This is a genomic window from Paenibacillus sp. FSL M8-0212, assembly GCF_038004645.1.
Taxonomy (GTDB): Bacteria; Bacillota; Bacilli; order Paenibacillales; family Paenibacillaceae; genus Paenibacillus.
In genome coordinates this window covers 3,034,451-3,047,671 of record NZ_JBBORP010000001.1, presented here as the reverse complement: position 1 = coordinate 3,047,671, position 13,221 = coordinate 3,034,451, and the positions used below count along the sequence as shown (strand labels likewise).

Below are 13,221 nucleotides of genomic sequence, written 5' to 3'. Positions count from 1 at the left end.
CGCCTTGTTTCGAAATCCTGGCAGTTATTGTGCACCTCATGTTTACAGATAAGCATGACTTATCTTTGTATGGCGTTTATCATGCTCGCTGTTCGACCATCTATTCTTCTTGCTTACACCATTGCTGGTGCTTTTACTTCTACCGGTGGCAGTGCTTGCAGACCAGCCGTGTTCAGGAAGTTCCATGGTTTGTTGTAATGTGGCTGGAAGAAGAAGTCGATGAAGGCCAGCTCATCTACGGTCATGTTGTTTTGGATGCAGACCGAGATCGTATTAATCGATTGGGTCAGGTCAACCTGAGACATCACCTGTGCTCCGACGATCCGACGAGTTGCCTGCTCATATACCACTTTAAGCAACAGTTTCTCAGCCGTTGGCATAAACTCCGGACGGTAGCTATCTTCCAGTACGACAGATTCCACAATCAAACCTTCGTCAGCAGCAGACATTTCCGTCATTCCTGTACCTGCGATATTTTGCTCATAAATTTTGATACCGGATGTTCCTTGTGTACCCATGTATGGTGTCGTAGGACGAACCAGGTTGCGGGCTACAAGTGTACCCATCCGTACGGCGTTGGTTGCCAGCGGAATGTAAGATGCTTTGCCTGTTGGGTTGTAATGAATAGCGCAGCTGTCACCTGCAGCGAAGACGTCTTTTTGACTCGTTTGCATATATTTATCCACGACGATTGCGCCGTTTGGCAGCATATCCACTTGGCCTTTAAGCAACTCTGTATTTGGACGGAAACCAATGCACAGAATAACCAGATCGGTTTCAAACTCTCCTTTGGACGTAATCACCTTAGTTACTTTGCCATTCTCTCCAGTAAACTTCTGTACCGTTTGACCAAGAGCCAGCTTGATGCCACGCCCAGTCAACGTATCTTCGATCGCATCCGTGAATTCAGGGTCCAGGTATTTGTTCAAAATCCGGTCCACACTGTCGATCAGGGTAACTTCCTTGCCATTCATTTGGAAAGCTTCCACCAGCTCAACGCCGATATATCCTGCACCTACAACGGTAACACGTTTGGCATCTTTGGCTTTTTCAATAATCGTGTTGGAATGATTGTAGTTTTTGCAAAGTAAGATGTTATCCATCTCGATGCCTTCAAGCTTCGGAACGACAGGCCATGACCCCGTTGTCACAATCAGTTTGTCAAACGTATCTTCAAATTCTTCCCCGGTTTGCAGGTTTTTAGCCCGAAGGGTATGACCCTTGGCATCAACTGCTGTAACTTCATGAAGCATCTTGGTCTCAACACCAAGCTCTGCCAATTGATTAGGAGAAGAATAGAACAAACCGTCAGGATCTTTCACAACCCCACCTACGTAGAGCGCAATGCCACAAGATAGGAAGGAGATATTGTCATTGCGCTCATACACCGTGATGGTAGCATCCGGGTACAATTTGGCGGTATTTACGATGGCTGCGGTCCCTGCGTGTGTACATCCGATAACTGCGATTTTCATTAAAAGTTCCTCCTCGAAATATATAAATGAGTTTGAATATAACGTTATAATGGTTGTGAAATATTTCACTTCTTGTTCGAAACTGTGTATGTGATTTATTTCACTTTATACACTCATTATAATGTGATCTTTTTCACATTGCAATAGGATGAGCAAAAAAAGTTTGTCGAAAGAAGTCATTTCCCTGTATTTAAGCCTTTCTCCCCTTCATTGTATTGGTTTCATTGTCCCCGGATTGGGGTCGATTTATGCTATGCAAAGGCTTCCGCGTTCCCTGTATGGACACAGTATGGACGTATAAAATTAGAGTCCTCTCCCACATTCATGTTTTACTTGTACAAAAATAAATGCATTCAATTTCCGCTAAATTGTTGATTTTTAGATTGGTAAACGCTTACAAATTTATCCTGAAGCCAACCTTACCTGTGAAGAGAATATAGCCACGCTATATAATAATCAAAGAAGCCTATCCTTGCTTATGCAAGGATAGGCTTCTCAACGTTCATGTATTAACCGAGCAATTTCTCGATATCTGCAATCATTGTCTCCGGTGATTCTTTCGGTTCAACACGACCTACCACTTCACCTTCACGGTTAACAAGGAACTTGGTGAAGTTCCATTGGATGTCGCTTGTTTCACCTACGCCAGGTTGTTGCTCCTTCAGGTATTGGAACAGAGGATGAGTGTACTCACCATTCACATCTACCTTGGCAAACACCGGGAAATTCACACCATAGTTAATCTGGCAAAATGATTCCGCTTCCTCACTTGTACCTGGCTCCTGCCCTCCAAACTGGTTACAAGGGAAACCCAGTACAACCAAGCCTTGATCGCGATAACGATCATAAAGCTTTTGCAATTCACCGTATTGCGGGGTCAGCCCACACTTGCTGGCTGTATTAGCAATGACCAATACCTTACCTTGATACAGATCCAGTGAGACTTCTTGGTTCGCGGTGGTTACCGCCTGATATGAATATACGGACATGACTGATTCCTCCCATGACATATGTTGGTTTGGGCTGTTGCGAGCACGTTGGCATAACCAATGGACTCACAGCCTGTCCTATTATTATAGACCTGATCCAATGCGATTACCAAATCCCGGGTCTACCCGTCCCTTTTGCTCCCATGCGTTGCAAATTCCCCATGAATGCAAAAGAGCCGCGTGCGATAGCGCACAGCGGCTTCATTCTATAATGTAATGACCACATATGGCCCATTTCGTTAACTTCCTGTCGCTTGAACACGTGGTTCTGTCCGTCCTCCAGCATGAACCATCGCACTGTTCATGACCAACTGCTCTGGCGTCTTCGATTGCTGACGTTCGCCTGCAAGAGCGTAAGGCAAGCAGAGCGGTACACCGGAACGCGGATCAATCACAATATCTGCTTCAATGTTAAATACTTCACGAAGCACATCCGAATTCATAACTTCCACAGGTGAACCATGAGCAATGGCTTTACCTTTTTTGATACCAATCATGTGATGTGCGTAGCGGGAAGCATGATTCAAGTCATGTACAACCATAACAATGGTACGGTTGGCTGTGGCATTCAGTTGCTCCAGTAATTGCAATACTTCGAGCTGGTGAGCCATATCCAGGAACGTAGTCGGCTCGTCCAGGAAAAGGATATCCGTCTCTTGTGCAAGTGCCATGGCAATCCAGGCACGTTGACGCTGTCCACCGGACAGTTGATCAATCGGACGATCATGGAATTCAGTCATGGCTGTCACTTCGATAGCCCATTCAATCATGCGTTTGTCTTCCGCACGCATGGAGCCAAATCCTTTTTGATAAGGAAAGCGACCATACGATACCAGTTCAGTAACGGTAAGACCTTCAGGGGCTGTTGGATTCTGTGGCAAAATCGCAAGCTGCTTGGCAACTTCACGCGTGGACTGTTTATGGATGGACTTCCCGTCGAGCAATACATTACCTGCTTTTGGAGCCATAATACGTGCCATCGTTTTCAGGATGGTTGACTTCCCTGAACCATTGGCTCCAACAAGTGCTGTAATTTTTCCTTGGGGAATCTGAATATTCAGATCCTCTACAATTAGTCTTTCCTCATAAGCGATATCCAGCTTGGTCGTCTCCAGACGAAACATGCGATCATCCCTCTCTCATTTATCCCGGTTATGTAATCCGGCTATGACAACAAAAACGAAATTGTAATTCTGTGTATTTCCGACGCAAATATCTTCTACACTAAAGATACTGATAATCATTATCATTTGTCAACATAAAAAACCAAATTTTCTTCTCTTTTCGTGCTTTATTTGCTCTTTATGTAGCAGAAATCTCCCTCTTTTCCCAAGTGCATATGAGATCTTTTCTCATTCATTCCGCGCACTTTATCATTTCTGACTGTCTTTCAAACTCTTGAATCGCAAATTTTGTGTCTGAATTGTGAATGTGTGAGTTTTTTTCATGCGTTTGCTATATCCGCCATATCAAATAAAAAAAGATGACCTTGAAATTCAAGTTCAAGGTCATCTCACATACGCTCGTTTAATAAGGTATGAAGTCAGCATTTTTTTCATTGTTGGATCAAAAGACACTCAATGAATCTATGCAACACGCTCAAATAATATGATAATTTACAGCTTAATTAGGCTGCGGCATCAATTGGATTACCGTCATCCCGCCCTGAGTGCTCTGCACACTGGCAATGCTCTCGGCATCCATATTCGCTGGAAGATCAATCTGCAATCCATACGGATAAAGGCGATCTACCTCTCCAATAGACATCTGTGCAGGAGTGGTCGCATCCGCATCCTGTTCATTGGATACAGATGTGTCAGGTGATGTCGAACCTGTAGCTTGATCTGCATCAGTACCTTGATCCGTGTCTCCACTCGCAGTATTAGACGATACATTTGTCCCTGTATCCGTTGTTGTATCGGTAGCAGGATCTGAAGTGGAGTCACCGGATGTTGAAGGATCGGCCTGCTGATCGCCATCCTGCGTCTGCTCTGTGTTCCCCGCGTTTCCCGCTGAAGAACCATCCGTGCTTCCTTCGGAAGTACTTCCTGAGCCACCATCGGAGGTATCTTGGGTATCAGGCTCTTCATTCCGATTAAAGCTCTCCCACTTACCTGTAGCATCCAACTCTTGAGTGCTGCCATCCTTCATCGTCAATTGAAGTTTGCCTTGCTCAAACTCAGTGCTTCCCGTATCATTCCTGAAACGGATCACAAGTTGAGCAGGTGATTGCGTACCCTCCTGTTCACTCGCAGGAATCATATAAGCAATCTGCTCCGCGAGCTGCACCTCAGGTTCAGCCGGTATGACAGGCTCCTGGGTAGATGGAGGGGATGTCGCTGGCGGCTCTACAGAATCTTTCATCCATGCATATGTACCGCCAGCAATACCAAGAACCAGGATCAAGAGGATTAATCCGAACAGATTTTTCCTTTTACCCGTTAGCATCCGCACCAGTGGAGAGGACAATTCCGTCTTCGCACGATCATAGACCGGCTTCATTGTCTTGCTGGCTCTTGCATAATACGGTTTGAAAGCCGACTTCGACTTGAAAGCTTCACGGTCATGGGCTTTGAAATAAGCCACGATGGCATCCGCATATCCTTTATGCGCATTGGAACCCCGGACAAACATTCGATGATCTCCTGACCAATCGAAGAATGGATACAGCCCTTCAGCACGACTTGCATTGGTGCGGATGAATTCAATCAGGCCAGGATAATCCAACCGATTGCTGCCGCTTCCTCCCCGATAAAAAGCCATCGGCAAAGCTTCATATGCCTCGATCCCCGGATGAGCCTGCAGCTCTCCGGCAAGCCAGCGACGCGTCCAGCGCTGAAGTTCATTGCGTTCTGCCAGGGAAAGTGCCTCCAATGCCTCTTCTTCATTCCCCTCGCCACTAAGCCACGCTCTAGCTGCCAGCATCAGGTTCGTTCGAGCGGAAACATCCGAGCCCTGACGTGCCGCCCAATCCCGAACCTCATTGCCATGCTGCAAAATATCGATACTTAACAGCTGTTCACGGTTAACCCGTTCCAGATCCAGATCCTGAATCATAAACAGGTTAATGACATAAGCAAGCTTGTCTGCAAGGCGGGTTAACTCCTCCTGATATGCCGGATCTTGACTGGCAGACGGAGATTTACCTTTTTGATTAGAGCGGGCTGTAGATTCAGACTGACCAATTCGTGCCGTAATACCTGTATCATAAATACCTTCAGCGGGTTCCCGATCCAGTATGCTAACGTGCTGGAGTGCTTCATTCGCAGCTTGCACCGGATTAGGTGCAGAACATAACCGTTCACGCAGCTCACTGGCTGTCCGCTCCAGCAAGAAGCTGTAGTGGATCGCAGATGGATGGGACGTAACCCATCTACGGATCACTTCCACAACGTTCGCTGCCGATTCAGTACGTTTCAGCTGATTATCCAGATAAGGCTCGAACAATAGCTTGGTGAGCGATTCATTGGCCAGCACTTTATCAAAGAATGCCCGATTCAGCTGCGTATGCCGATCCAGCACAGCATACAGTTCCTGCACAGCACGCATACGCTTCTGGGCGCGGGCATTATTCACACCGTAGATGAAATAGTCCACAATCCAGGATTGCACCACAGGCGCGGCAACACTGAAGTATTCTCCAATGCGAGCAGCAACGTCTTCTTCGGGTACATTCTCACGCTTCACACTGTCCAGTTCTCGGCTGAGCAAGGTCAGGAACAGCTCGTTCAGGCGGGAACGTTGCCGCGATCCACCATCCGGCTTCAGATAGGTCAACAAGCCACTCAGGACATGGCTTTTGTTATCCAGGTACAGATCTTCCATGCCTTGTTCAAGAGCATAGAACACCGATAGTTCGCCATAGGCTTCAATGGAAAGCTCCCGTCCAGGCTCCATGCCAGACAGCATTTCGTCCGCAAAGGTATAGAACGCATCCGCAGCACGAGGTTCCTGCAATAAAGCCCAGGCGAATTCCGCATAAGGTAACTTCGCCACTGATGCATCCGCATGTGTCACTCTGCCGGATACCAGATCAAAGGTGAAGTCCTTCTCCGTATTCCGGTCTTTCGGACGCAACGTCCCCCGCTCTACAAACTGGATGTGGATGCCCTTCTTGGCCTGAGGCTCCTTGGAAAACGTCATGAATCCCAGCTGCCGCCGGAAGGCGTATGGTAACGCTGTGTACAGCAAACGTAACAATCCTTTGGCACCTGCGGTCACTTCTTCTGCGGGAAGGTCCAGCGCAATGTATACTTTTCTGCGTGTCGCTACAGACTGCATTACCGCATAGAGCAGGCGCTTGAACAGCACTTCGTTCATCTTCAAGGCGCTCAGCATCTGGCTTGGTGATGAATCAGGGCCGCTTCCCTGCGATATTGGCAATTCAGCAAGCGCTGGTAGAACTGTACCTTGTTCGATGTCATAGGACGTGGCGAACACGGCATCCAGCCAGCCGCCTTGTTTCATCTGCTCTTCCGAGCGTTCGGGAGACAAGACGTAATTATGTGCAAAAAAGGCACTGCGCAGCCCGGTGAAATCCGCAGCCTGGTACACATTTTGCCCAAGAATCGTCTCTCCACTCTCCAGATGAAGCAGGTGAATGGAAGCCGGAAACTTCGTCTCGTCCTTCTCGCTACGGCCTGTCAGCTCCGCTGGAGCGTCATAGACACAGTAGGGGTGAAGCACTTTTTTGATAAAAGAAGGGTCCAGTCCCGGCGATGCCGCAACCGTATCGAACCCCTCTGTTGTGCGAAACACCCCGCGCCGCTCTCGGGTATACAATTGTTGTTCAATGGGCGGGGTTACGGAAGAACGCATCATCCCACTCTCCCCTCAATGTACTTCAGTTTGTACAGCAACCACAGGAAGGGTTCATCCACGCGAATCGGGCTAACCACACCCTGCAATTTCATATCCACCGGATTGCTGCCCAGCGCAGAGACTGCGAAATAGGCTGTATCCTTGAAGTACACATCCATCGTACCCTTGAACGGACGATCCACCTTCTCGATAAAACGCCGGATCTCCCCGTCGATATTTTCAAACTCGGTTAAGTCGAACCAATCGCGATGCACCATGTTGCGGAAGACATTACTGTTCGATTTGATATAATCCCCCTCTTCATCTTTGAGGGAATGCAGCATGTCGCTTTTCGTGAGCACAACGGCTGTTGGAATATTCGTTTTGGCTTTGTCCTGATACGCGATAAAATCTCCGAACATCGTCAGCACCACATCACGCGGCTCATCGTATCGTGGCGTCCACTCTCCCGGCTCGTTGCCGAGGTTAATGCGAATTTTGTCCCGAATCGAACGAATCTGAAGCGGGTCCACCATAAACAGGATACCTGCCGAGTTCTTGATATGCTGCCCGTGAAGTCCGAGATAATCCTGCTCCACCATACCTTCACCCGCAACGTCAAAGAACACCAGGGTCAGCGGTGCTTTATCTTCGTCCTTGAACACAAATTGGAAGATAAACGGCTCCTGCAACTTCTCCTTCTGGGTGGAATCCAGCAGATCGCCCCGTTCGAACAACGGTTCTTCATAATCGGCACGGAACCGTCGGCTGATCTCCGCATTCAATGGCATGCAAGCCGCGTCAAAATGATCCGCTGTATAATGCTGCAATGTATGAATTAATGAAGTCATGTAGACGGATTTACCCACCTGGGACGCACCAATAATGGAAATGATGTTGCTCGGTGCTTTACCAGCCGTAACAGGTAGCTCGTTATGACATTGCGGACACAACCGGCGGCGTGTAACGACACCGTATCGATCGTTCAGACCCATCACGATGTTATCGGAATAAATACGATGTTCCTCCGGTACATCATGAGGTGCCAATACGGCCTCCATATCAAATACCGTGTCGAGTCCGAACCTTTCACGATACCGATTCAACTTCGCATCTTCCCCGAGTGCGTAGTCCTCATCATCATCGCGGTGATGGGCGGCGCGGAACACCACCTCTTCCGGTGAAAACTTGCTGAAACAATAAGGGCATACAATATCGTAAAACAGCGGACGTTCCTCCGGCTGTTGTCTCTTCAAAAACCGACTAAAAAAGCTCATAGCCACTCCCCTCCCCTGATCAGTTAGACTAAGGTGATTTACACTTGCACTACGATGACAGAGTAACCTTCCAATCGCTAGTCCAACTATCTAGTCTGATATAAGCCGATAGGCGGCTCCATATTTCGGTCCGTCCGTGAAGAATAATCGCACATAATCATCCTTGGCAACTTCAACGGGCGGCATCTCATTTCTTCCGGGAGCAAAATCACTCACAAAAGGATACACCGTACCATCTTCCTTATTCAGCGGAACCCCGCCCTGTTTGCGAACATAACAGAGGGCTTCCTTTGGAACAGGTACTTCCGCTGTGACGGTGATCAATACACTTTTTCGTTTCTGAAAAAAACCGCTCTTGTAGCGAATGGAAAAGCGGATATCCGCCTTCCCTGCGCTTGCAATCACCATGTTGTCCTCGTCTCGTTGACGAATCAGTACAGGTCCCTCTTCCTCCATCTGACACACATACACGGTGTACTTGATGGCACCAAAACCTGTGATCCGATCCGTGTAACCATTGCTCGCCTTATATTCCTCTCTCGTGTACAGCTTCAGCTTGCCCTGTGCAGGCTCTTCCCCGTTACGATCCTCGCTCATCATATCCAGCTCCAGCCGTTCCACATACACAGCTTCTACCCGTTCCGGCCAGAGCCAGCGAAGTGTACAACGCCCTTCGTCCACCGCAAGTGTCAGCTTTCGAATCAAGGGTGTCGAAGGGTCTGCATCCGTAAACCGCATTTCCATTGACCTCCCGACGTTAGAATCCTTTGCTGCGTGTATCTCTTGGTCTCTGACCAAACCCTTCGGCAGAAGAAGTTCCGCCGCCAGCTTCACGACGACCTCGGCTCTTCCGCGGCGTGTTCTCCTTAATCGGAACAATCCAGGAGAAGAGGGTCAATACGCCAGACAAAATGAGCATCGCACCAAGACGTACGAATGTATCACCCACGTTCGAACCGTCGAGTCCCCACTCCAGCAGAAGCCCTGCCAGTAGACCCGACACCGCACCGCCAATACCAAAGCTGAGCGCGAGATGACGGTTATCAAATACGAGTCCGAGTGACACACCCAGCGCCACGCCAATCAGTAACACGGCTGCTACACGGAAAATCGCCAGATAAACGCTATGCTCCATCATGCCTGTACGCTCCGTCACCAGCGTCCGTTCATCAATCGTATCGTAGATCTGCTGGAATGCCAGATTCAGACCACCGGAATCTGGTACATCATAGTACATGCCACCCGTTTGCTGGGCAATATTACGCAGCAAATCCGTTCCTGATGGGTCCACCAGACTGAGGCCGACTGTATTAATGGAAATCTGTTCGTTGTTATATTGGGACAAAATATCTGCCGTATCCGCTTCACTGAAGCCATCGGATAACAAGATGACAACGGTACCGCGTTTCGGGTCCTGTTTTCCCTGAATCTGCTCCATGCCTTCCCGCAACACGGCATCAAAATTGGTGCCGCCCGAAGTTGTGACAATGCCATCGATTTTGCTATAAACCTCATTCTTGGCCGCTTCACTATCCAGCGCAATAAACGGCTGTAACAACTGCGGTTGGTCATCAAACGTAATGACAGCTACCTGTTTGTCACTCTCCATTTGGCTAATCAGTGTCTTGGCGGCTTCAAAGCGTCCGTTATCCGGATCTGTCTCGCTCATGCTGCCCGAGTTGTCGATCATTAGTACGATGTCTTTCACTTGCTTCACACCGCCTGGATTGATCTGATACAACAATTGCAGAGCCAGTCCAACAACAAACAACAGAGCGAGTGTTGCCGGAACAAGCAGTTTCCACGACAGTCCCAGATATCGCAGCTTCCATGAAGCGCCATTCAGCTTGGGTGAGATCATCTCTGCGATCAAACAGAACAATCCCACACTCAGCGCCAGTACGCCAAAGTATAATCCCATCAGCAACAGACGTGGCATCTCCCCGAGCCATTGACGCAGCATGATTTCTCCTGCCGCAAAGCCCACCGCCCCGCCTATCAGGCTAAACAGGACCAGGAGAAGATTGATTTTTCGCTGCATGTCCACATGCATCCTTTCCATACCAGCCGTAAGCAGGCTGAGTTAATACAAAATTGATTCGGGTAATTATTCGATGTCCTGGATGGAAAACAGATCCGCGTCTAATCACGGAGTCACAGACAAACATCGGGTTTGCTCGGCGCAACTTCGCATCAGTAGCCAATCTGTACCTCCCTTCCATCCAGACGTCTTAACGGATGGGTGACAACTTCTCCACAAGACCTGCGGGGTGAAGTTCATAGCCATTTTCCGTATACGAGTCGTAATATACCTTACCGTTCCGATACACCATGAGATCCTCCAGATGGAAACCTCCCATCAGATTCAGCTTCTCTACACCACTGCTGCGTTCTTCGTACACCACACCCAACTTGTAGATGCGCGACGTCTCCTCGGCATGCGCCGCGTAGTCCATGAAAGCACTATGATGGTCACCAAAGAAATACTTCTCTTCATACCGATGTTCCTGCGTATAATCGAATACCCGTACCCGAACCACCGCCTGATCCTCCAGCGTGTGGTACAACCTGCGGAACAGATCATCCCGGGTTAATACGTCTTTATCTCCGTAGGCAATCGTTACATTGGCCCGCTGCAACAGCTCTTCTTCAAATGGCAATCGCAATGGCTCGGCTGTAAGCAGCAAGGAGTGACATACCTCCATCAGCCGTTTCAGCAGACGATCATCACCTTCTGTGGCGAGCCGGTTCATGTCTCCCATGTAACGGTCCTCAAACCATACATCCCGTCCGCGCTTGGCTTCCAGGTCGATGATTAGCTCTTCCGTCACTTTGCCGTAGTACTCCATCACGTTCTGGCCGATGTATTCATCGGCAGCGGCGATACTTTGGGCAGCTGTCTCTCGCAGTGTGCGTTCCAGCGCTTCAAGTGCTGCTGTGACGTGGCGACTAAAACGATGAAGTTCTTCCATCTCCGTATCGTAGATGCGCAGCAGATGTAACTCATTTTCCAATCGCAGTAATTCTACCTTGGGTACATATACTCGCTCCAGCATGCAGTCAATCAGATTGCGTACATTCTGTTTATCACGGAACAACGCTCGTTTGAACGACTGATCTTCCACTCGCTCTTGCTGACGTTGCTCCAGCAGAGCACGTGCCGATTCAAGCTGCATCGATTTATCCCGAATCAGTCCGAGCAGCGCTTCACGTACACTGCCAGGCTCACTGTCACTCCAGGCCGCCCACTGGAAGTAACCAACCTCTGGATGCTCCGCGCGGGATTGTTCGGCCTGACGGCGCAGAGAGCCACCAGAGCTGCGCTCACGCACACGCTCTTCGACAAGACGGACAACGTTATCGCGGAAGTACGCTTCAGCTCCTTGTCCAAACAACGCTCTCTCCGCTTCACGAAGTGAGAGCGGCTTCAGATCGGAAAAACTGACGTTATGCGTCATGATGCCACTCATGCCACTAACCAGATCTTCATTGGGCAGCAGACCTTCGACTTTGCGTTCCACCGAGGCCGCATCCAATCCGAAGAAAGCGAGCTTGTCCTTGATGCTCCAATCCGGCTCCTGCCGCATGCGTGCGAGCAGATACCGATACATGTGATATAACACCGCCAAGGCAATTGGCTTGTTTGGCCGCCTAATCTCGGCAAAACCCGCACTTGCATAACCATGTTGATCAGAGGTGGTACGAATATTGTTTTTAAAGGATGTATTGTTGTACGTGTTCGCTCCCGTACTTGAAACGCTACCCGAGTGATCCACATCCTGCTTCCTGTTCTTCAGCAGGCAGATGCGGCAGATGATCTCGGCATTTTCGATCCAGCCACCGGGAACGCCGGTTCCACGCTCATTTTTGTCGGACAACAGATATACCAGATCAAACAACGGCGAAGCGGGATGTGTAACAGGAATGGAGATCCCATCCTCCGTCACCAGCAGATTACCGCTGAACGTGTAGTCCAGCGACTGCATATAATCCAGTTCCCGCAGAAAAGCGAGGCCTGCTGCGCTGGCATATCCGAAGGAATCCACCTGTTCCATCTCACTGACCAATACATGTAGATCCGTCTGCACCGACTTGAAGGCTTGGGACAGAATGGTCTCCGTCAGCTTGGTGAGCTCCGGCAACAATACATTCAACGGATCATCCGCTCTGGTTACCACCGTAACGTAAATCCGATCAAATGACGAGTATAACCGTCCATATTCGGCAATCCGGTTACTTACCCGCCGAAGCGTACGATTCAGATCAAAGAGCGCCTGATCCGATTCGTGGAAACTGCGATGTACATCCTTACGCCGTGTTTTGGACGGTCGCTCTGTCTGCCCAGCGGACAAAGGCAAGCGGTGACGAGTCACCTGACCATCATCGGACGAGCCACCATTTCTCGTTTCAACCGGACGTGCTTCCTGATCTTCTGTCCCGATCTGAACGTAGACCACACCGTCTCCGTTATCCCATTTCAGCCGATTGATCTCCTGCACGGCAGACACAGCAGGCGCAACCAGATCACCCACGAATAGGAACAAAGCCGGGTAATGGATACTGCTGCGTCCATCACCCAGGCTGCCTTGACGCTCCTGCTCTATTGCATACTGCTCTGCATATTTCTCCAGATCACGCTTCAGGGTATTGTTCGAATTGAACTCCATCCCGGTCGCCATC

Annotated in this window: 8 protein-coding genes; all 8 read right to left on the bottom strand. The window is 49.2% G+C overall.

Annotation, left to right across the window (positions count from 1 at the left end):
• Nucleotides 1-113: 113 nt before the first annotated feature.
• Nucleotides 114-1,475 carry an FAD-dependent oxidoreductase gene (locus tag MKX68_RS13545; RefSeq protein ID WP_340912225.1) on the bottom strand — a complete coding sequence of 454 codons (1,362 nt, stop codon included), beginning with the start codon at nucleotides 1,473-1,475 and terminating at the stop codon, nucleotides 114-116.
• Between the two features lie 509 nt (nucleotides 1,476-1,984).
• A complete protein-coding gene (locus tag MKX68_RS13540; RefSeq protein WP_340912223.1) occupies nucleotides 1,985-2,464 on the bottom strand; it encodes a glutathione peroxidase in 480 nt (159 codons plus the stop codon).
• Between the two features lie 239 nt (nucleotides 2,465-2,703).
• Nucleotides 2,704-3,588, bottom strand: coding sequence for an ABC transporter ATP-binding protein (locus tag MKX68_RS13535; protein WP_036667819.1), 885 nt, complete (start codon nucleotides 3,586-3,588; stop codon nucleotides 2,704-2,706).
• Nucleotides 3,589-4,087: 499 nt separating this feature from the next.
• Nucleotides 4,088-7,285 (bottom strand): GAP1-N2 domain-containing protein, encoded by a 3,198-nt coding sequence (locus tag MKX68_RS13530; protein WP_340912220.1) that lies wholly within the window; start codon nucleotides 7,283-7,285, stop codon nucleotides 4,088-4,090.
• Nucleotides 7,282-8,541 carry a TRAFAC clade GTPase domain-containing protein gene (locus MKX68_RS13525; RefSeq protein WP_024632789.1) on the bottom strand — a complete coding sequence of 420 codons (1,260 nt, stop codon included), beginning with the start codon at nucleotides 8,539-8,541 and terminating at the stop codon, nucleotides 7,282-7,284. The genes MKX68_RS13530 and MKX68_RS13525 overlap by 4 nt, the downstream gene beginning before the upstream one ends.
• Before the next feature lie 90 nt (nucleotides 8,542-8,631).
• Nucleotides 8,632-9,279, bottom strand: coding sequence for a beta-mannanase (locus MKX68_RS13520; RefSeq protein ID WP_340912218.1), 648 nt, complete (start codon nucleotides 9,277-9,279; stop codon nucleotides 8,632-8,634).
• 19 nt (nucleotides 9,280-9,298) lie between these two features.
• Nucleotides 9,299-10,582 (bottom strand): vWA domain-containing protein, encoded by a 1,284-nt coding sequence (locus MKX68_RS13515; protein WP_282320032.1) that lies wholly within the window; start codon nucleotides 10,580-10,582, stop codon nucleotides 9,299-9,301.
• 190 nt (nucleotides 10,583-10,772) lie between these two features.
• On the bottom strand, nucleotides 10,773-13,220 hold the full coding sequence (locus MKX68_RS13510) for a transcription initiation factor TFIID (protein WP_340912215.1): 2,448 nt from the start codon (nucleotides 13,218-13,220) through the stop codon (nucleotides 10,773-10,775).
• Between the last annotated feature and the right edge of the window lies 1 nt (nucleotide 13,221).

Excerpts from the sequence above, each read along its gene's own strand:
- MKX68_RS13540 (WP_340912223.1), bottom strand. The coding sequence starts at position 2,464 with ATGTCCGTATATTCATATCAGGCGGTAACCACCGCGAACCAAGAAGTC.
- MKX68_RS13520 (WP_340912218.1), bottom strand. The coding sequence starts at position 9,279 with ATGCGGTTTACGGATGCAGACCCTTCGACACCCTTGATTCGAAAGCTG.
- MKX68_RS13530 (WP_340912220.1), bottom strand. The coding sequence starts at position 7,285 with ATGATGCGTTCTTCCGTAACCCCGCCCATTGAACAACAATTGTATACC.
- MKX68_RS13535 (WP_036667819.1), bottom strand. The coding sequence starts at position 3,588 with ATGTTTCGTCTGGAGACGACCAAGCTGGATATCGCTTATGAGGAAAGA.
- MKX68_RS13515 (WP_282320032.1), bottom strand. The coding sequence starts at position 10,582 with ATGCAGCGAAAAATCAATCTTCTCCTGGTCCTGTTTAGCCTGATAGGC.
- MKX68_RS13525 (WP_024632789.1), bottom strand. The coding sequence starts at position 8,541 with ATGAGCTTTTTTAGTCGGTTTTTGAAGAGACAACAGCCGGAGGAACGT.
- MKX68_RS13545 (WP_340912225.1), bottom strand. The coding sequence starts at position 1,475 with ATGAAAATCGCAGTTATCGGATGTACACACGCAGGGACCGCAGCCATC.
- MKX68_RS13510 (WP_340912215.1), bottom strand. The coding sequence starts at position 13,220 with ATGGCGACCGGGATGGAGTTCAATTCGAACAATACCCTGAAGCGTGAT.